Origin of the sequence: Vibrio aquaticus, from assembly GCF_003970385.1 — a bacterium.
GTDB classification, from domain to species: Bacteria; Pseudomonadota; Gammaproteobacteria; order Enterobacterales; family Vibrionaceae; genus Vibrio; species Vibrio aquaticus.
This window is the reverse complement of record NZ_RXZH01000001.1, coordinates 1357308-1378065: the sequence shown is the minus strand read 5'-3', so window position 1 is coordinate 1378065 and position 20758 is coordinate 1357308. Positions and strand designations below refer to the sequence as shown.

Here is a 20758-nt window from a genome sequence, read left to right as displayed (position 1 = left end):
TTCTCGAATTTTTCCATCATCGGTTGTCAGAACAGCACTACAGCAAACTTTGTAAGACCATCAGAACCAAGTCAGCAGCTTACATCGAAATAGCGGTTGAATCAGATGGTATCGATAAGACCATTCGGCTCCATGTAGAGCCAATGTATCGGCCCGATGGTTCAATGAACTACCTAGTGATTACACACTCAGATATCACTTCTGCCCAGCAAACAAAACTCGCTTTACATGAGAGCAATCAGAAACTTAAGTCACTCATTGCCGCTCAGTCTCAACGAATCAACGAACATGAAATGCAAATCGGGGTCATTTTTGATCAAGCGATGGATCCTATGATTTTGCTCAATGAAACGAATCAGATCCTAGACGCCAATGATGCAACTCTATCTATGTTTGCGCTGGAAAGAACTGACTTGCTCGGGTTAAACCTCACCTCAATATTTAGTGAACTAGACCCAACATTACTCACAGATCTACTCAATCAAATCCCACTGTATCAAGAAGTTCAACTGCGCGACCCACTCACCTTTGCACAGAATAATAGTTCGCTACTCCTCAATGGAGCGATTCGCTATATCTCCCTGAAGCATCACAAATACATACTCCTTACCCTTCGTGACCGAAGCTCAGAACATTTCGCCAAAATCGAAATAAAGAGACAGCAAAATGAGCTCGAAGAAGTGGTTAGAAACTTGAACTTGGCCACCCAAGCCGGCGGGATCGGCATCTGGAGCTGGGATTTTGAGTCTAACGAGGTGACTTGGGATGAGCGAATGTACTCCATTTATGGTGTTCATCCCGACGAATGTGACAACAACTACGCAATGTGGCAAGAACGGGTTCATCCTGATGATATCGAGCACGCAGAGCAATCACTCCTTCATGCACGAGAAACATTAAGCCAGTTTAACTCAGAGTTTAGAATCCTACTCCCGAGTGGTGATATTCGTTGGGTAAAAGCCGCTGCAGACGTGATTTTTGCTGCTGATTCAACCACTGCTATTGCAATGGGCGGCGTCAACATCGACATCACCAAAGAAAAGAACGCCCAAGACTTGCTGCGTAACGAAAGCGAAGCCGCACAAGCAGCAAGTGAAGCGAAATCGATGTTTCTCGCCAATATGAGCCATGAAATTCGGACGCCGATGAACGGTGTGGTCGGAATGTTAAGCCTATTAAGTGAAACCGAGCTAAATTCCGAACAGTCGACAATGATCAATACCATTAAAGACTCCGCACTCACGCTCTTACACATCATCAACGACATCCTCGACTTTTCAAAGATTGAAGCCGGTCAAATGTCGTTGGAGAGTGTCCCTGTTGAGCTGCAAACCTTACTAGAGCGCACGATGGATGTCCTTCATTTGCAGGCCAATAATAAAGGTATTGAAATGTACCTCAATTACGACCCGAGCTTGCCGAAGATGATCATGAGTGATGGTGTTCGATTAAGCCAAGTTATCCTCAACCTACTTGGTAACGCAGTCAAATTCACAGAAAGCCATGACAACATTACCGGGAAGATTTCAATCTCAGCGTCTTTGAGCTTTGATGGCATAGCACCCTGTATTCAACTCAGAGTTCAAGACAACGGAATCGGGATGAGTGAAAAGCAACAGAAAAACCTGTTCAAGGCTTTTTCTCAAGCGGACAGCAGCACAACCCGACTCTACGGCGGCACCGGATTAGGGCTGTCGATCACACAGTCGCTTTTGTCAATGATGGGTGGATCGATAACAGTAGATAGCCACTTGGGAAGCGGCAGCTGTTTTTCCGTCGAACTGCCGTTTATCGCGGTTGAAAACTCGATTGAAGACTCACTATCGGAACCGCTTTCAAATATACGCGTTCTAATGGTTACTAACGACAAAGACTTTTCGACCTTCTGTGATTTTAACTTGCAGAATATCAACAATAAACGACACAGCGTTTCGTCACTCAGTCGTGCCATTGCAGTCATCAAACATGCGCTCTCTGCCAATATCGAAATTGGAACAATCATCTTAGGTCCAGACGTTTACCAAGGTGCAGAATATCAACATTTATCAAGTCAGGACTTGGATCTCCTCAAACAGTTCAAGCTTGTCAAATACTCAAGCGACGGCAACCAACTGTCAGGCCCTAACTCAACCAACAGCTACACGGTAAAAGCAGGTCCGTTCAAGGCAAGTGAGCTGTCCAAAGCGATTGGTGTACTGAATGGATTAATCAGCCCTCACGTTGAGGTAGATGACACTAAAGAGCTCGTCGGTAACGAACACAAAGAAAAGTCAGGATACATTCTAGTCATTGATGACCAAGCGACTAACCGTGATGTATTGCAGCGCCAGCTTTCCCATTTTGGCTACCAATGTGAATTAGCTGTTCACGGCCAAGAGGCGTTGAGAAAATGGAAAAATGGAAACTTCGATTTGATCTTGACTGACTGTCACATGCCAGTGATGGATGGCTATGAACTTACCAAGCAGATAAGGCAGTTAGAGCGTCAAGATAACAGTAAAGGTCACATTCCTATTATCGCGATTACCGCGAACGCCATGAAAGAGTCTTCAGAGCAATGCATGTCATCTGGGATGGACGATTTTTTAACCAAGCCTGTCGAATTAGCAACTCTTGGGCGGGTTGTTGAGAAATGGTTGAAGCTTTCCCCATTAGTCGCAAACAATAACCCAAACAACAGCGATTCAAAACGCCACGAGCTAGAGATGTCTGAGCCCACGCCAATTTGTATGAAAAGCTTAGAAAATATTCTCGGCACGACCGAGCTGTCTATCATTGGTCCTCTGCTCGCGGGTTATTGGGAATCAGTCAGTGAAGACATTGAAATGGCGACTGAAGCGCTATCTCAACGAAACGAACACAATCTTCAACAAATCGCCCATGCCGCCAAAGGGGCCGCGAAATCTGCGGGCGCAGAACAGATCGCCTCCATTTTTGAATCTATCCAGAATACCGCGATGGATAAAGACTGGCAGTACCTTTCCGATTCTCTTCAACGAAGCCGCACAGAGTCAAATAGGTTAAAGAGCTACTTGCTCGAAAAGTCGATCATAACGGACACGGAGGTCTCATTATGAATACGTATGACCCGAGCCAATTCACAATATTGGTTGTCGAAGACCACAAGTTTTCACGAAAAGCGTTATTAAATATGCTGCTACAAACCGGTTACGAGAACATCTTAAGTGCAAAGAATGGTAATGAAGCCATTGAGAAAATAAGGCAAAACAATATCGACCTAGTCATCACCGATATCAACATGCCATTATGCAATGGCTTAGAACTCATCAAGCATATCCGTGAAAATACAGACCACAAAACTCAAGTCACCAGCATTATTGCGGTAACCACACTTTCAGATACAGACACTATCGCTTCATGCATGACCCTTGAGGTGGATGCGTTCTTAGTGAAACCCATTACAGTGCAAAACACACAAGATCAAATAAAGAGTGCAATGACAGAACCAAAAAGGTTGTATCAACAGCACTTATATTGTGATGTTAAGACTGATGTTCAGCTCCCAACGGGTAAGAAGACAGACAAACAGGGTGAACCGAGGATTAGGGAGGTTTCCTCTCATGTGATTCACATATCTTCCCTCGCCGATCTGCAAGATGGCATGGTTATTTTGGATAATATTGTGGCAACAACTGGAGGGTGTTTGTTAAAGGCAGGCACTCGCCTCAATAAAAAGTTGCTAAGGCGACTCAACGAACTGAGCAGTATCATTGATGTTCACCCTTTTTATGCAAGGATGGACGAAACGCAGCTGGCCTCTTAATGGCCAGCTAAACAGTCATTAACGCTATGAGGGTTGCTTATCGTATGTAGGAACGCCTTCAGGGACCTGATACCAATCTTGCTTTTCGCTCACCCAAACGTGTGCCTGAGGTTCAAATACGGAGTGATCCTCCTCTGAGCTGGCTTTTAATTTAAGCTTAAGCGTACTGAGCTCATCAGGGTTGTAATGGTACACTCGATTACCACAATCCGGGCAAAACTTAGCGACGTTTTTGTTGCCACTTTCAGCCAGCCTTCCCCACTCTTTTAACTCGCCATCAATGTCGATATCTTCCGTGCGTACAATTGCTGTGACGCTAAATGGCGCCGTTGAGAGCTTCTGACATTCGATACAGTGACAAGCGAATACTGCAATAGGCGGCTTGTTCAATTTATAACTGACTTGTCCACATTGGCACGCGCCTTCTACCAGGTAACTCATGCTACGCCTCCTAATCCTTGTTTGGGTAGTTCTTGTTCTGTTATTAGCGAACTAATGTTATAAACGTCAATTGAACAAATAACAACCAGTAGTGCTTTTTTTGGCGCGAGTTTCCATTTCCAACAGGCATAAAAAAGCCCCTAGTATTAGGAGCTTATCCTATTTTAAACGCTTATTTTTCTTCAAATCGCTGCGCGAGCTGGTAAAACTCCACCACTTTCTCTTTGAGATCATTGGAACCATCATTCACGGTGTGCGTCGCTTCTAGATTATGCTCTGCTGCTTGAGCTATCGAATGAATATGCTGACTCACTTCACTTGTTAGCTCTCGTTGTTGATGAGCCGACTGTTCAACCGCGTTGATCAGTTGATTCATTTAGTTGTCTTTCAAGAACAAAGTTTAGACCACCGCTCCAACATTGTCCGATCTAATACGCTCTGAACTCTCTTCGCGGTTAACCTTAATCGCCTTTTACGCTTTACTCTTCCCTTTTTCCCCTTACAATTGTCGCAAGTTTCAATTTCAAGGTTAAATCCTATGTCTATCCAATGGTTTCCAGGGCACATGCACAAAGCCCAAAAAGAGATTGCTGAAGCGATCCCTCAAATTGATGTGATTATTGAGGTGCTTGACGCTCGTATCCCTTTTAGTAGTGAAAACCCAATGATTGCTGAGTTAAAAGGCGATAAGCCCGTGGTTAAAGTGCTCAACAAGCGTGATCTTGCTGATCCTGAACTGACTCAGCTTTGGATTGAGCATTTTGAAAAAGAGCATAATGTGAAAGCCATTGCCATAACGACTTCTCAACAGAACGAAGTGAATCTGATCATGGAGTTGGTGCGCAAGCTCGCTCCGCATCGTGAAGAGATCGGCAAAAACATTCGCACCATGATTATGGGCATTCCTAACGTTGGAAAATCGACCATCATCAATGCACTTGCAGGCCGCACAATTGCGGTAACAGGCAACCAACCAGCTGTGACTCGTCGCCAGCAGCGCATTAACCTACAAAACGGTATTGTTCTTAGTGATACTCCAGGGATTCTGTGGCCTAAAGTAGAAAACCCGCACAGTGGTTTCCGTTTAGCCGCAACGGGCGCGGTAAAAGATACCGCTATGGAATACGATGAAGTGGCTTTCTACACGGTAGAGTACTTAGCCCAAGCTTACCCTGAACGCTTAAAAGAGCGTTATTCACTGGACGAGATTCCAAAATCTGACATTGAAATCATGGAAGCAATTGGTCGTAAACGCGGTGCACTGAGTGCTGGTGGCCGTATAAACCTGCACAAAACCTCTGAGATCCTACTCCACGAGCTACGTAACGGAACGCTTGGTCAGGTGACTCTTGAGCGACCTGAGATGATCACTCAAGAGCTGATCGAAGTGGAAATAGAAGCGGCACGTAAGCTTGAAGAGAAGATTAAGAAAAAAGAAGAACGCCGTAAGCGCTACCTAAAAAATAAACGCTAACCCGATACCTTCTGAAAATGGCAGCCACTGAGCTGCCATTTTTGTCTCCCTTCCATGGATCTTTTGTTATAGTGTAACAAAAGTAATTACGAGACACTGTTCATGGGCATTCCAACTAATATTATTACTGGTTTTCTTGGTACCGGTAAAACCACCGCAATACTTAACCTTCTTAAAGAAAAGCCTGAAGACGAAAACTGGGCAGTTCTAGTCAATGAATTTGGTGAGATCGGCATTGATGGCGCTATCTTGACTGATCAAGGTGCACTTATTAAAGAAGTACCCGGTGGCTGTATGTGTTGCGCGGCAGGTGTTCCGATGTCCGTTGCCGTCACTGCACTTCTAAGAACGAAACCGGATAGATTGATTGTTGAGCCCACCGGTCTTGGCCATGCACATAAAGTGATTGCGACCCTCACGTCGAGCCAGTTTACGGATTACATCGATTTACACGCGACCATTGGCTTAGTTGATCCTCGTAACTTGAGCAACGAAAAGTACACGACCAATCAAAACTTTATCGATCAGCTCGCCATCTCTGACATCATAATCGGTAACAAAGTCGATCAGTGCCATGTCAGCGATGTTGATGCATTCAACGATTGGGTAACGGACCAAACGCCACCTAAAATTTTCAGTCAGCTTGTGAAGCAAGGCCAGTTCCCTATTGATCTGCTTGATATTCCTCGTCGCGATCAGTCACCATCAACAGAAGTGGCAGCCCATCACCATGAGCATGCCGAGCAAGAACCTCAGTTTGAGTTACCGCCTAATCAAACTCACATCCGAAAAGAGAATCGTGGTCAAGGCTACTTCAGTTGTGGTTGGATATTTGGGTCAGAAGTCGTCTTCGACTTTGACGATTTATTTTCTGTGCTGTCAGACATCACGGCAGAACGTGTAAAAGGCGTGATGAACACCACTAACGGCTGCTACGCGTTTAACGTCAGTCATGGTGTTGTCTCGGTCAATGAAACGTCGTTAGAAGGGTTCGAAAGCCGTATCGAAGTGATCGATAGCCAGTTACTTCCTTGGGAGCAACTAGAAGACGTATTGATAAAGATTTCTAACCTCAATCAACCAAGTTAAAGAAACCCATCAGCGCGATAACGAAGAACGAAGATAATAGAAGCCCAAAACGACAGAAGGCGCACCAATAAGTGCGCCCTATCCCTCGTTACTCAATCGTGAGCTTGCGAATCAGGAGGTCATGTTGTTGCGACCTGATCATATACGAGGCGTTTCAATATTTTTGTTTGAATCCATCCAAATTGTAGGTAAGGCGAATTTTCCTCCATGCGGGTCGGTCCAGATTGCCTTACCCTTTAACTATGGCCTATAAACGCTAATTTGCAAGCAAGACAACCCTAGCTTAATCTCAGAATTGTGACTTGTGTGGCGCAATCGTCAACCTATCTGCCCTTTTCTTACCTCTCTCAATTTTGAAATTCAATATTTCATTCTTATCGCTATGGTTACAGTTCAGCGAGCGTATAATTTACTTATAACCTATTGTTGACGCCCATTGTACCGAGGTCCCTCCATTCATGACCAAGAGAGAAAAAATCAAACAATCCCTACTCGCAGCCGTCCCTAAAGATGCGATCAACCAATTTCTCTCTAAAGATAAAACACCTTTCTCTGTTCTTGTACTCTCGTTGATTGTCGGTGTGCTCGCTGGGCTGGTCGGCACCTACTTTGAAATCGCGGTTCACTTTGTGTCTGAAACGCGAACCGACTGGCTAAAAAATGAAATCGGTGGGGCGCTTCCCCTCTGGTTGGCCGCATTCTTAATCAGTGCGACACTCGCCTTTATCGGCTATTTCTTAGTACACAAGTTTGCGCCAGAAGCTGCTGGATCCGGCATTCCCGAAATAGAAGGCGCAATGGATGGCATTCGCCCAGTGCGTTGGTGGCGCGTGATTCCAGTTAAATTCTTTGGAGGTATGGGTGCACTGGGTTCTGGTATGGTGTTAGGTCGAGAAGGCCCTACTGTTCAAATGGGTGGGGCGATCGGTCGTATGGTTACCGACATCTTTAAAGTAAAAGATGATGATACTCGACATTCTTTGCTTGCCTCGGGGGCAGCGGGTGGCTTGGCAGCGGCGTTCAACGCTCCTTTAGCCGGTATTATGTTCGTCGTTGAAGAGATGCGACCTCAATTCCGCTACTCTTTGATTTCGATTCGTGCAGTCATCATTTCAGCCGTTTCCGCTAACATTGTTTTTCGCTACATCAACGGACAAGATGCCGTCATCACAATGCCTCAATACCAAGCACCTGAGCTTGAAACACTTTGGTTATTTTTGCTGCTTGGTGGGTTGTTTGGCGTTTTCGGCGTGCTGTTCAATAGCCTAGTGACCTTGTCTCAGGATCTCTTTGTACGTATTCACAATAACGATCGTAAACGCTATTTGATAACAGGGACATTGATCGGTGGCTTCTTTGGTTTGATGCTGCTCTACCTGCCAGAAGTGACTGGTGGTGGTATCGGTTTGATTCCGACCATCACGAATGGCGGCTACAGCGCAACCGTCTTGTTGATGCTCTTTTTGGCGCGCATTGTTACGACCATGATCTGTTTTGGTTCTGGTGCACCTGGTGGCATTTTTGCACCCATGCTCGCTTTAGGCACACTGTTTGGTTATGCATTTGGCCTTATCGCTCAGAGCGTCTTTCCTGAGTTGAATATCGACCCAGGGATGTTTGCCATCGCGGGTATGGGGGCGTTATTCGCTGCGACCGTTCGAGCGCCTATCACCGGGATTTTACTCGTTATTGAAATGACCAATAACTACTACCTAATTTTACCGTTGATCATTACCAGTCTGGGTGCAGTGATTTTTGCTCAATTATTTGGTGGTCAGCCGATCTACAGTCAATTACTCCATCGAACACTTAAAAATGAGAAGTTAAGACAGAAAGAGTTGCCTCGCGGCAGTGACTAAGTTTGCGAATAGCCCTATTCCCTTGCTATGATCAGCGGCGCTTATTTACTGAGCACATGGACATGACTCACTCGAAGTAGAGTATTCACTTTACTAGTAAACTAAGGATTCTATCGCATTGAACTGGAGACGTTTTACTCAATTTCAGAGTGTCCCCCCTTCACAAGCCGCATTAGCTCTCGGCATCATCGGCCTTGGACACGCTTGGGCCCTGTACATTCCTGAAGTTGGTGAGGTAATTCGTCCTTATTTGGCAGGTTTTGGTGCGCTGTTGTTGTTTCCTGTTCTGGTTAAGTACCTAACCAATTACAACACCTTTATCACCGATATACGCCACCCACTAAGCGGAAGTTTAATGGCGCCGATGAGCATGGCTTTACTGATCCTTTGCGATTATTTGGCCGTCATATCCCCCATCATTGCCTACCCGCTTTGGTTTGCAGCCCTTTTACTGCACTTCACTATGATGACGTTGTTTTTTACGTTTCAGCTTACCAACTTCAAGATGTCGAACATTGTACCCAGTTGGTTTCTGTATCCGGTGGGCATGATCAGCAGCTCATTGGCTGGCACACAGTTTGGTCACACGGTGTTTTCTGAAACATTGGTCAATGTCTGTATCACCATCTACTTTTTCATGCTGCCTTTGGTGCTTTATCGATTGGTTTTTGAAGGTATGCTACCCAAAAGAGCCAAACCAACGTTGGCGATTATGGCGGCACCGATTAACCTTACCCTCGCAACATACTTGGTGAACTTCCCTGACCCAGACCCAATCCTTACTGGCGCGTTGGCGGGCATAGCGATCACCATGACAATGCTGATTTACCTTTGCTATATCCGTTTAATGCGTTTGAAATTCCAACCATCCATTGCCGCGGTAACCTTCCCGTCTGTCATCAGTGCAATCGCGATGCACCGTTTAACCACTTTCTTCTCTGAATACCACCCTCATTGGCATTGGCTACATCACTTTGGGCTATTTGAGCTCTCTGTCGCGACAGGATTGGTCGTTTGGGTAACCGTTGGTTACGTGAAGATGTACTGGCCTGAGATCGTAAGTAAAACAATTCATCAATCTTAAATAACTAGGACTGCATTTCTAACAGCCTTAGTACGCCTTATTTTCGGTATTCAAATATAGAAGCCCGAAAATAATCCTTGCGGTCAACTTTGATTAAAAAATTACACTTTCAAAAGCGTAAAGAGTCTTTATAAATATTAAATTGAGTATATTTTTGTTTGCAACATTGCGCAAGAAACCGCCACCCCATATTAGACTAATTTCTTAACAACATTCATATATACCTTGTCAGCTGGCGCTATAGACAACTTACAACTACAAGGCTCACCATTATGAATATGTTAAGAGACTATTCGCGCTTACCTTCTTTTATCAATGAAAGGATCAACGATTATGTGTCTAATTTAATCGATCAAGAGGACAACGGAAAGAACCTCGTATTAGGTGCTAAACCAAACCAAGGGGATATTATCTTACAGAGTAATGATTATCTTTCTTTGGCGCATAACCCTATGATTATCGATGCCCACGTTCAGTCATTACTGGCTAACAAGCAAACTGCGTTTATGTCGAATGTTTTTCTGCAAAATGATGGACTGGATAAGAACGTAGAAGCCAACCTCGCTGAGTTTACTGGTTTTCAAACGTGCACTATTGCTCCGTCTGGTTGGATAGCGAACATTGGCCTATTACAGACCATTTGTGATTCCGACACCAATGTTTATATCGACTTCTTTGCCCACATGTCCCTGTGGGAAGGCGCTCGTATCACAGGGGCAAACATTCACCCATTTATGCATAACAATGTTCGTCATTTGAAACGCACCATCAAACGTAACGGCCCGGGCATCGTCCTTGTTGATTCCATTTACAGCACTATTGGGACCATTGCACCGTTGGTTGACATCGTTGCTACGGCGAAAGAACTTGGCTGCGCTGTGGTCGTGGACGAATCCCATTCATTGGGCACACATGGTACACATGGAGCAGGTCTACTCGAAGCACTTAACCTTACCCATCAAGTTGATTTCATGACGGCGAGCCTTGCCAAGACTTTTGCTTATCGGGCTGGAGCGGTTTGGTGCAACAACGCAACAGGCAAAGTCGTTCCGTACGTCTCATTCCCTTCCATTTTCAGCTCTGCCATGATGACCTGTGAGCTAGACCGAATTAACGCTACCCTAGATGTTATTAAACAGAGTGACCAAACACGAGATAAATTACAAAGTAATAGTAGTAAAGTGATCAAAGGGCTGAAATCCATTGGGTTTAATATTCGTAGTGAGTCTCAAATTATTGGACTAGAGACGGCAGAAAAAACCAATACTAGAAAGGTGCGAGACTTTTTCGAACATGAAGGCATATTTGGATCGGTATTTTGTACACCCGCAACGCCAGACAATAAAAATATTTTGCGTTTATCTTTAAATAGCAGTCTCAATGACAGTGAAATTAATCGCATTTTATCGGTAGCGGATGAAGCGTATCACCACCCCGATCTCTATTTCGTTTAAAAAGAGTAACGCCTCTGGATAAACAGAGGCGTTAATTTCACTACAGGTGTTGAGATAATTTATCCAATAGGTGTGTTTTATCTACAGGTTTAATTAGGTAGTCATTCATCCCAACCTCTCTAATTCGTTTCAATGTCTCTTGGCTATTATCCCCAGTGTGACCCACGATAGGGATAGACGAATAATCTGTTCTAGAGTGTCGGATGACTTCTGTCGCCTCAAAGCCATTCAGTTGCGGCATCTCAATATCCATTAAAATTAAATCTACGCTTTCTTTACTGAGAACATCCAACACTTCATGACCATCGCTTGCGTGGCTGACTTGGTAGCCTTGTTTATTGAGCAAGATTGAGGTTAATTGGCGCATCGATTCGTTATCATCAGCAATCAAGATTGTTTTACCCATTATTTGTGGCTTACTTGGAATCATGCTTCTATCCGCCTCTTCTTGACCAAACATCATTTCAGAAATCACATTAATGGCTTTACCCACCAGCTTGGATTTTTCAACGGCATAGATCGATAAAAAACGACTGAATCGATTGTGGTAGTAGCGGGTCCGATTGTAGAGCACAACAAGTTTGGCTTCAGTAAAGTGCAGCTTTGATTCAAGCTTGAGGTAATCAGATTCACTGCAACTATCAAGATCAATCAGTATCAAGTCATACTCGAACTCGTATTCTTCTTTCTCTAAACTCTGAGCAAAGGTTTCTCCGGTAAACTCGCACCCGGTGTAAAACACTGCTTCAGTGAGCCTACGTTGAATAGTGGGTTCAGACCCTATATACAGAATAGAGCGAGAGCGCATGATTTCTTGTTTAATAGCGGTAACTTGCGGAGAGTGCGCTTTAGGGAACATCAATGAAAAATGCGTCCACTCACCAAGTACAGACTCACACTCTATCTCACCGCCGAAAGCATGCATTACGCGCTGACAGAATGGCAACCCTAAGCCGTAGCTAGATGCCTTACCTGACGTATAGAAATCCTTAAAAATGTGCTCAAGTTTGTCTTCCTCAATGCCAACCCCGTTATCTTCAAAGTACAGATAATTTTTAGTGTCATCGCTATCTAAGGTAATAGTAATTCTGAACTCTTCACTGTTTCTGTAGTACAACGCATTTTTTAGTAAATTGTATAAGGCGTACTTTAATAGCGTATCACTACCAAAATATTCAAAATCAGCGCCGACATTGAGGGTAATGTACTTCGTCGCTTTATCCCCTTTGTAGGCGTAGGTCTCCAGAGAGTCCCTCACCACCTGTTCGATAGAATGTGTTTTAAACGTTGAGTGCGATACTCGGTTTTCGTCAATCGAAGTAAGAAGCAAATCTATGGTTTCATTACCATTTCGGATCACCTCGTCGGCACTCGATAACACTTCATTCATCCGCTCGATATCATGTCGAGTGAGCTCATAGGCCTCCTCTTGGTCTGATTTCGTACTTGGTAATGAAGCGCTCAATACATCGACTGAGGTTTGCAACGCACTCAAAGGGTTACGCATTTCGTGGGCAATGCCAGCACCAAACGACTTCGCGATCGAGACCTTAGATTCATGTTCGACCTGATTGCGGAAATAGAACAAGTTACCAAAGATGTAAGTAAACAAGAAAATGGGAATGTACGGCCAAACGATCGGCACACCGCCGTCTAACAAACGATCGTTAAATCCGTAAGCGAATAAAAACGACAACGACAGTGAACCAACAGCCTGTATCAACATGATGCGTGTTTCATGCACAAGCAATATGTGCAGAAATATCGACGCCATAAATGACATAGCCCAAACCGTGGACCACCCATTCATAAACATCATGAACGAAAAAAAGAACGGCAGACAAAAGGTGATGGTAATAATGTAATAGTGAGGCAAGAAGTGCTTAAGAGCAGCCGGCAAGCGATGTCTAACTGCTAAACCCAGTAATAAAACCGCACACACTACCCTTAGCGCAGCGTTCTCATAAGGCTGAGGATACGCATAGCTCCACACAAAATAATACGCAGGAAAGCCGAGAAAGCCCATCCACCCCACCAAAGAAAGGTTGGGCTCTGCGTATTGATAAATTTTCTTTACTACATCCATGTACTACAGCCGTTATATCGTCAACGTTTCTCGGTTACTGTTTTAACCAAAGCAAATTAGCATATTCTCAGTAGTAACTTTAGCCACACACTTGGAATATTGATCACGCTAGCAGAACCAAGCCATGAATAAGAAACTCACTGCATTTAATAATTTTAGTCGCTTCAACTAGGGATACCAACTACGCGAATCGAACTTCCGACCTTTGACGGTTCAACATCTAGGCGCAACGGCATCTGTTCTTTCAATTCAGAGATATGAGAAATCACCCCAATGGTTCGCCCACTTTGCTGTAAATCGATTAAGATCTGCATCGCGAGATCAAGAGATTCTGGATCTAGGCTGCCAAAGCCTTCGTCAATAAACAGCGTATCAAGGCGAATACCGCCACTGTATGACTGAACAACGTCTGAGAGTCCAAGCGCTAAAGCCAGCGCCGCCATGAAAGATTCACCGCCCGATAGAGTAGCAACATCACGAGTTTTTCCGGTGTAGCCATCTTCAACACTCAGATCGAGGCCGCGCCCAGCAGCCCCTTTAAAGCCTTCTGTTTTACGCACCAATTGGTAACGACCACGGCTCATAATACTCAGTCTTTGTGACGCTTGGATGAGCACATCATCAAGCAATACCCCAAGAACAAAGCGGTGTAGACTAACGCGACTGCCCGTTTTACCACTGGCAACATCATAGAGAGTGCCATAAATACGGTACTCTGCCTCTAGTTTGCTGTTCTTCTCGTGAAGGGTTGCAATATCTTGTTTCACCTTCTCGATTCGGTTGTGCATAGAGCGGGCTTTATCGAGCCTCTCTCTTTTCTGGGCATATCCCGTTTCATGCTGAGCCACCAGCTGCTGCTTCTGCTCAAGGTCTGGTTTTGGCTCTGCTTTAAGTTGTTGTGTCAAATCTGAGATGGTTTGCTCAAGCTGAACGGTGTAACGCTTGTATTGTTCAAGACTCTCAGCCCAACGTTGAATTTTCTCATCCGTACTGCGACTTTGCAGATACTCCTCTAAGCTTTTTAATTCAGTCGACTGTAGAGCACTCAACCAAGTCTGAGAAGCCGACTCTTTTTGAACTTGCGCTTGCTTGAGCAAATCACTGTGGGTTGCGATATTCGATTGAACGGTCGACAGCGTAATACTGGACTGTTGAGAATGGCTTTGAGCTTGCTCTAACGCTACCTTAAGCTGCGCAACCTGGTTCTGGATAGACTTATGTTTATCATCCGCTTGTGCAACGGTTTGTAACTCATCATTTATTGCCGTACATAGCTTCTCTAGCTGAGTGCGGCTGACATTCAGTGCTGACTCACAGGCCGACATGTCTTCCTTAAGCTGCTGGATCTTCGCATCGCCGTTTTGGCAACGCTGAGTAAGCTCCGTGACATTGCGTTGCATCTTGTCCAAATCAATCGCTGCCAGTTGCACCAATCTTGCTTTCTGAGCTGCGAGCGTTTCATTGAGTTCTACGTGGTTTATCGCTGCGTTTTCACCAAGCTCTTGCTGAGCACGATTAATCAGTTGCTGCTGTTGTTCACACTGACTACGGTGCTGCTCAAGAGCATTCACTGACAGGTTTAGCTGCTCTAAGGCTTCTCGCTCTACTAGACGAGCTTGACGTACTTGCTCCTTGGTCACCTCATCGCCGATAAACTGCGCTGGATTTGGATGCTCGCAGCTTCCGCATACTGGACAAGGTTGCTCAGTTTCTAACTTTTGAGCCAGTACCGCAGCTTGAGCGTTGTGCCATTGAAGTTCAGTCTGATCCGCCTGTTTACGCTTCGCATTCCATTCGACTTCTGCTTGTTCCTTAGCAACTTGCTTACTCGGAGACAGTTGCCCTAATTGAATCAGTCCTGATTGCAACTCGGCTAACTTAAGCAGATCCGACAACACGCGCTGATTGACGGTAATGGATGCTTCTAACGCCACTTTTTCTGCGACATCTTGGCGAGCTTGCTCTAGCGCCTGTTCACCGATTTTCGCTTCTTTGTATAACGCCTCTTTGAGCTCTGTGTATTGAGCTAACGTCTTGTTTTGCCCTGTTTGTTGGAGAACTAAAGATTGAACGTTGGCCTCTTGTTCTGCCTTTTCAAGTAACTTTCCTTTCGTCTGTTCAATCGCAAACAGTTGCTCACTCAGCGCAGGAATCTGCTCAGCTTGTTGAGTTGCTAGGCGCAGGGCTTCTTCACTGTTCTTTTGATTATTGAGAGCCTGCTCTTGATCGCTATGCAGTTTAGTTAACTGTCGTTCAAACTCTTCAACCTGCTTACTTAGATTCTGCCATTGTGAATACGGTGCATCCAACTTGCTCGCCTGAGTAGCTAGCTTGAGGCTTGTTTCCCACTCATTGACCAAAGTTTGTTGCTGTTTATGCTGATCCAAGGCCTCTTGGGCTTGTGCTAGCTTAGTGAACTGGTTAGAAAGGTTTAACGCATGTTGCAGTTGTTCTTTCACTTGGTTGAGTTCAACCTGTGCCTGTTTTTCAAGGGTTTGAGTGCTACTCAGTTCACTCTCTGTTTGAATAAACCTCTGTTCGAGTTCAGCTTCGCTCGACACTTCTGCGACTTGCAGTGCGCCTTGAATTTGATTGTCGAACTCACCTTTGGCCTTACTGATGGAGGCTGCTCGATCTTTAAGAGCAAACTCGATTTTCTTGTAGACATCAGTTTGGAACAACTGACCGAAAATGGCTTCACGGTCTTTAGAGCTGGCAAGTAACAACTCACGGAACTTACCTTGCGGCAGCACCATAACTTGGCGGAACTGAGTCTCGTTTAGACCGAGTAATTCAGTAACTTCTGTTTTGACTTGCGCCGTTTTGCTGGTAATTAATCGCTCATCATCGGTGATTTCATACAATGATGCGGTATGTTTACGCGTAGTGGTGCCTTCGCCTCTCGCTTTTGGTGCTTCTTGCTCTGGAGATCTCGTTACGCGGTAACGCCTTTGGTTAAGAGAGAACTCAAGCGAGACCTCTGTTGGTAGGTTCAAGGGCGCCTGATCGCAACGCATTTGCATCCCTTGACGCTCATTACCTGTTGTTTCGCCATACAACGCAAAACAGATTGCATCTAAAATTGAGGTTTTTCCTGCACCGGTTGGACCATTGATTAGAAACAGCGGGTTATTGCCTAGTTCAGAGAAGTCGATCTGTTCTTGGCTTGCAAATGGCCCGAATGCTTGTAACGTTAAAATTTGTGGTTTCATCTCACTCAGACCTTACTGCTGACTCAATTGCTTAATAATGTCGCTGATTGCTTTATCTTGCTCTTCACTCAGTTCGCTGTTTTGCGCTTCCAAGAAGAAATCACGAAACATATCCGTTTCGCTGCGAGCCAGTTTCGCGCTTGCCATCTCTTGTTCCATGCCAATGAGCATTCCCGGCTTTTCTAAATGCAGGACATTTGGGTACACCGCTCTCAGCTTATCCATAGGGTTTAAGATCGCATGTTTGTCCATCAGGCGAACCAGCAGATAATCTTCGTTGTTTGGATCTGTTTTACCTTGTTCAATGATGGTGTCGAGTTCACCTTCAATGATTCGCATCTGATGTGGCGCAACAAGGTCAATATGCGTGGCTGAGCGAAAGCCTTGCTCATCAAACTCTACTAACGTCATGCCTTTCTTTTGATGCTGTTCTGAGAAGCTGTATTTCATCAAGGAACCCGAGTAACGGATGTACTCTTCGCCTTTTTTCTGAGGTTGGTGTAAATGTCCGAGCGCGACGTAGTCAAAATCAACAAAGTGCTCATGGCTAACTCGGTCAGATCCACCGATCGAAAGTGGACGCTCTGACTCTGACTCAATCGCACCATCAACAAAACAGTGGCTGATCAATACGTTTTTGTGCTCAGCATTAAAGTGCGTTTTGATTTCATCACAAAGCAATTTATGAGCGTCATCGTGACTAGAGACTGACTGTTTGAAGTGATGGCGGACAAGCTCTGGGTCGTTGTAAGGCATGCCATAAAAGGCCACAGGCCCAATATCGGACGAAATGATCACTGGCGTCACCATATCGGCAAAATTGGATAGGATATGAAGCCCTGCCCCTTTCATCTGCTTAGAAGCAAAGCCTAATCGTTCAGCACCATCATGGTTGCCCGGGATAAGAATAATTGGTACACCCAATTCACCACACACGGTCTCTACAAACTGGTTCATTAACTCGATGGCGGCCGTTGGCGGAACCGAACGATCGTAAATATCCCCAGCTATTACTACTGCATCAACTTTGTTGTCTTGCAGATAAGCCGTGATTTGGTTAAGTACAACCTTTTGATCATCGAGAAGTGAAACGTTGTGGAACTGACGACCTAAGTGCCAGTCTGAGGTGTGAAGAAATTTCATGGGTGCCTATGAATATCCGATCATTAGGCGAATATAGTAATATCTCTGATAAGGTATTGATATAAAAAGTCGCACCTGAAGTGCGACTCTAATCGGTTATTGACCAAGAGTGATGGTTTACTCAGCTCTTTGCTTACAATGCTCTATGGCAGAAGCAAGCAACTCGAGTGCGCTCTTGTCACTCTCTGGCAATGCAGCATCACTTTGGCCCAATGCCGTGACACGTTCACCCCATTTAATGTGGCCAGCGCCCCATGTTAGACCAGCGCCAAACGCCGCAAGAAGTAAATCATCACCCGGTTGTACTTTGCCTTGCTCTAGCGCCTCACACAGTGCAATCGGCACAGTCGCTGCAGAAGTGTTACCGTAGTTATGAATGTTTACGAACGCTTTCTCTTGATTGATGCCAGACAAATCACACAGGGTTTGAATGATGCGAATGTTCGCTTGGTGAGGAATCACCACGTTAACATCATCAGTTGATAGCTCGCTACGTGCTAATACGTTTTGCGCCGCTGCGCCCATACCTTTCACGGCGCGTTTGAAGATCTCTTTACCGACAAAGTTGAAGTCCCAGTGACCATTATCTGCCGCAAAACGATCCATAGACGTACCAAACTTAGGCACAGCCAAAATGTCACGACCTGCAGAGTCACAGCCTAATTGGGCATGTTGCAAGCCGACTTGGTTTTCTGAGCGGCTCAGTACCACAGCACCAGCACCATCACCAAAAAGAACGGCCGTGTCACGTTTGGTCCAATCAATAAAGAAGGATAAACGTTCGGCACCTACTACAATGGCGTTGCGGTAGTTACCAGACTGCATCAAGCGTGTCGCGGTTTCTAGGCCGTAAACAAAGCCAGTACAAGCCGCATTGAGGTCAAACGCTGCGGCTGCTTTAATGCCCAAATTCTGCGAGACTTTTGATGCCGTGTTAGGAATCAAAGAGTCCGGAGAGCAAGTTGCGATAATGATTAGGTCGATATCATCAGCGGTAAGATTGGCACACGCCAAAGCATGTTGCGCTGCAACGGTCGCCATGTCTGAGGTATTTACATGGCTAATTCGACGATTTTCGATTCCGGTACGAGTACGAATCCACTCGTCGGAAGTGTCTAAAAAAGTACTTAGGTCTTCATTGGAAAGCGTTGCGGGTGGTAGGCATTTTCCCCAACCCGTAATTTCAGCGTAGAAATTGTTCATTCTGAGCCTTTGAATTTGTTATTTGTATCACTCGTTCATTTCAGAGTATAACTAGCCTTGATGGGTAGTGTCATCTTATTGAAAGAATCACTGTCACAGCAATTACAAATAGAAAGAGAAAAGTCATGTCTACATTTAATACACGATGCCCTTCTTGTGCAGGCGTTAATCGAGTTCCCGTTGAGCGAGTGTCTGAAAGCCCAAACTGTGGTAAGTGCCAGCAACCATTGCTCGATGGTGCGCCAATTGAAGGCACTGAGCGAAACATCGAAGCGCTTCTTGCTTCTGATCAACCGGTTGTCATCGATTTTTGGGCGCCGTGGTGTAACCCTTGTGTCGGTTTCGCACCGGTATTTTCTGACGCTGCAACCGAGCGTGCACAAAATGTACGATTCGTAAAAATAAATACGGAAATCGAACAGAATCTCGCAGCGAAGTATCAGATTAGAAGCATCCCAACCGTGATGGTCTTTAAAAATGGTCAAAGAGTAGATGTCATTAACGGCGCCCTTCCAAAGGGTCAGTTTGATCAATGGCTTAATCAGGCTATTACCAAGTAGGCATTTGTTCTAAAAACCCCAATAAAGCAGTCATATAATGCTCATGTGGCTGCTTTTTTTATTGTTTTTTAAGGACTTCGCTTCGATAAAAATAATTTGTCGATAAAGTAAAAACCTTTCGTTTTACCTCCCTCCGCTTTCACTCCATAGTCGCGCCAGAATTTGATTATCAACTACCCAACTTTAGAGGCAAAGACATTGGAAAATACCCTTGTACCACCAACCAAAGCACGCATTTCTGTACCTGTGATTGCGCTAGCTCTTTACGCGGTTGCATCGGGGTATTTGATGAGTCTGATTCCTTTAATGCTGCCTGAGTACAACCTTGATACTTCACTGGCGAGTTGGTTAGCGAGTGTGTTCTACGCGGGGTTGCTGATCGGTGCTGCGGGTGTTGAGCCTCTAGTGAAAAAAGTCGGCCACCGCAACGCGTTCGTTTACTGCTTAATCACCTTTATCTTCACCATCATGATCCTACCTGTAGTGCCTAATGCGGCTGTATGGGTGGCTGCTCGCTTGATTGCTGGTATGGCGGTGGCTGGCGTATTTGTGATTGTTGAATCATGGCTACTGCACGGCGACGAATCGGCACGAGCTCAGCGTCTTGGCCTTTACATGGGCGCACTATATGGCGGCAGCGCGCTAGGTCAGCTTGGTATCGGTGTTATTGGTATTAACGGCGGTGTTCCGTTCATTACGATTGTCACCCTGTTGATTCTTGCTGTGGTTGTGCTTATTTTTGGCGAGAGCGACCAACCACAAAGTGAGCACAGTGAATCTCTGTCTCTGAAACAGATCAGCAAGCTAAACCATGCTGCGATCATTGGTTGTATTGTGTCAGGTTTAACGCTGGGTGCGATTTACGGCTTAATGCCTATCGAACTTCACAACCGTGGTATTGAACACAGTGACATTGGTGGCTTGATGGCCGTAGTGATCTTAGGCGGCATGGCTGTACAGCCAGTAGTTCCTTGGTTATCAAAATACCTAGGTCGTACGTTACTGATGGCGCTATTCTGCCTATTGGGCGTGGCAGCGATTGCGATGACAACAATTGTTGACGGTATGCAAGCTCTCGGTATGGCGTTGTTCTTACTGGGTGTCGCAACATTCGCGCTTTACCCTGTGGCAATCAACTTGGGCTGTGACAAACTTGATGCAAGCTACATTGTCTCAGCGACTCAAGTGATGCTATTTAGCTACAGCATTGGCTCGGTTGCTGGCCCAGTGCTTGCTGACTGGTTTATGTCGGGTTCACAAGGGCTAATGGGCTACTTGTTCGCTGCTTTGCTGGCAACGTGTATCTACATGCTTATCGCGAGCATTAAAGCCAAGCACCAAGCAGTCGCAGGCGAGTAAATCCAGTGCT

General features: G+C 45.3%; 15 protein-coding genes. 9 read left to right on the top strand and 6 right to left on the bottom strand.

What is annotated here, in order from left to right:
• Together EJ063_RS05970 and EJ063_RS05965 are read left to right on the top strand one after the other, a co-directional pair.
• On the top strand, positions 1-3077 hold a 3077-nt coding region (locus tag EJ063_RS05970), incomplete at its 5' end, for a response regulator (protein ID WP_126573072.1).
• On the top strand, positions 3074-3784 hold the full coding sequence (locus tag EJ063_RS05965; protein WP_126573071.1) for a response regulator: 711 nt from the start codon (positions 3074-3076) through the stop codon (positions 3782-3784). The genes EJ063_RS05970 and EJ063_RS05965, both read left to right, overlap by 4 nt.
• 24 nt (positions 3785-3808) lie before the next feature.
• Here the strand turns inward: EJ063_RS05965 and EJ063_RS05960 are convergent, their stop codons facing one another.
• A complete protein-coding gene (locus tag EJ063_RS05960) occupies positions 3809-4225 on the bottom strand; it encodes a GFA family protein (protein ID WP_126573070.1) in 417 nt (138 codons plus the stop codon).
• A 172-nt stretch (positions 4226-4397) separates the two neighbouring features.
• On the bottom strand, positions 4398-4601 hold the full coding sequence (locus EJ063_RS05955) for a hypothetical protein (RefSeq protein WP_126573069.1): 204 nt from the start codon (positions 4599-4601) through the stop codon (positions 4398-4400).
• 162 nt (positions 4602-4763) lie between these two features.
• On the opposite strand from EJ063_RS05955, the gene ylqF reads away from it, so the two are divergent.
• The 5 genes from ylqF to cqsA all read left to right on the top strand — a co-directional run bounded on the left by ylqF (position 4764) and on the right by cqsA (position 11185).
• Positions 4764-5699, top strand: a complete 936-nt coding sequence (gene ylqF, locus EJ063_RS05950; RefSeq protein ID WP_126573068.1) for a ribosome biogenesis GTPase YlqF — start codon at positions 4764-4766, stop codon at positions 5697-5699.
• Positions 5700-5801: 102 nt separating this feature from the next.
• Positions 5802-6788: a CobW family GTP-binding protein gene (locus EJ063_RS05945; protein WP_126573067.1), complete on the top strand. Its 987-nt coding sequence runs from the start codon at positions 5802-5804 to the stop codon at positions 6786-6788.
• A 458-nt stretch (positions 6789-7246) separates the two neighbouring features.
• Entirely contained in the window at positions 7247-8647 is a 1401-nt protein-coding gene (gene clcA, locus EJ063_RS05940; RefSeq protein WP_126573066.1) for a H(+)/Cl(-) exchange transporter ClcA, read from the top strand.
• Positions 8648-8765: 118 nt separating this feature from the next.
• On the top strand, positions 8766-9731 hold the full coding sequence (locus tag EJ063_RS05935; RefSeq protein ID WP_126573065.1) for a TDT family transporter: 966 nt from the start codon (positions 8766-8768) through the stop codon (positions 9729-9731).
• A 272-nt stretch (positions 9732-10003) separates the two neighbouring features.
• Positions 10004-11185, top strand: coding sequence for an alpha-hydroxyketone-type quorum-sensing autoinducer synthase (cqsA, locus tag EJ063_RS05930; protein ID WP_126573064.1), 1182 nt, complete (start codon positions 10004-10006; stop codon positions 11183-11185).
• A gap of 40 nt (positions 11186-11225) precedes the next feature.
• Here cqsA and EJ063_RS05925 read toward each other — a convergent pair whose 3' ends face one another.
• From EJ063_RS05925 to EJ063_RS05910, 4 genes are all read right to left on the bottom strand, one after another.
• A complete protein-coding gene (locus EJ063_RS05925; RefSeq protein ID WP_126573063.1) occupies positions 11226-13271 on the bottom strand; it encodes a hybrid sensor histidine kinase/response regulator in 2046 nt (681 codons plus the stop codon).
• 164 nt (positions 13272-13435) lie between these two features.
• Positions 13436-16483 carry an AAA family ATPase gene (locus tag EJ063_RS05920; RefSeq protein ID WP_126573062.1) on the bottom strand — a complete coding sequence of 1016 codons (3048 nt, stop codon included), beginning with the start codon at positions 16481-16483 and terminating at the stop codon, positions 13436-13438.
• 12 nt (positions 16484-16495) lie between these two features.
• A complete protein-coding gene (locus EJ063_RS05915) occupies positions 16496-17626 on the bottom strand; it encodes an exonuclease SbcCD subunit D (protein ID WP_126573061.1) in 1131 nt (376 codons plus the stop codon).
• A gap of 117 nt (positions 17627-17743) precedes the next feature.
• Complete coding sequence (locus EJ063_RS05910) at positions 17744-18829, bottom strand: ketoacyl-ACP synthase III (RefSeq protein ID WP_126573060.1); 1086 nt, start codon at positions 18827-18829, stop codon at positions 17744-17746.
• 125 nt (positions 18830-18954) lie between these two features.
• On the opposite strand from EJ063_RS05910, the gene trxC reads away from it, so the two are divergent.
• Positions 18955-19389, top strand: coding sequence for a thioredoxin TrxC (trxC, locus tag EJ063_RS05905; RefSeq protein ID WP_126573059.1), 435 nt, complete (start codon positions 18955-18957; stop codon positions 19387-19389).
• Positions 19390-19587: 198 nt separating this feature from the next.
• Complete coding sequence (locus tag EJ063_RS05900; protein ID WP_126573058.1) at positions 19588-20748, top strand: MFS transporter; 1161 nt, start codon at positions 19588-19590, stop codon at positions 20746-20748.
• Positions 20749-20758 lie beyond the last annotated feature (10 nt).

Coding starts and splice junctions, on each gene's coding strand:
- EJ063_RS05965 (WP_126573071.1), top strand. CDS start 3,074: ATGAATACGTATGACCCGAGCCAATTCACAATATTGGTTGTCGAAGAC.
- EJ063_RS05960 (WP_126573070.1), bottom strand. CDS start 4,225: ATGAGTTACCTGGTAGAAGGCGCGTGCCAATGTGGACAAGTCAGTTAT.
- EJ063_RS05955 (WP_126573069.1), bottom strand. CDS start 4,601: ATGAATCAACTGATCAACGCGGTTGAACAGTCGGCTCATCAACAACGA.
- ylqF (WP_126573068.1), top strand. CDS start 4,764: ATGTCTATCCAATGGTTTCCAGGGCACATGCACAAAGCCCAAAAAGAG.
- EJ063_RS05945 (WP_126573067.1), top strand. CDS start 5,802: ATGGGCATTCCAACTAATATTATTACTGGTTTTCTTGGTACCGGTAAA.
- clcA (WP_126573066.1), top strand. CDS start 7,247: ATGACCAAGAGAGAAAAAATCAAACAATCCCTACTCGCAGCCGTCCCT.
- cqsA (WP_126573064.1), top strand. CDS start 10,004: ATGAATATGTTAAGAGACTATTCGCGCTTACCTTCTTTTATCAATGAA.
- EJ063_RS05925 (WP_126573063.1), bottom strand. CDS start 13,271: ATGGATGTAGTAAAGAAAATTTATCAATACGCAGAGCCCAACCTTTCT.
- EJ063_RS05920 (WP_126573062.1), bottom strand. CDS start 16,483: ATGAAACCACAAATTTTAACGTTACAAGCATTCGGGCCATTTGCAAGC.
- EJ063_RS05915 (WP_126573061.1), bottom strand. CDS start 17,626: ATGAAATTTCTTCACACCTCAGACTGGCACTTAGGTCGTCAGTTCCAC.
- EJ063_RS05910 (WP_126573060.1), bottom strand. CDS start 18,829: ATGAACAATTTCTACGCTGAAATTACGGGTTGGGGAAAATGCCTACCA.
- trxC (WP_126573059.1), top strand. CDS start 18,955: ATGTCTACATTTAATACACGATGCCCTTCTTGTGCAGGCGTTAATCGA.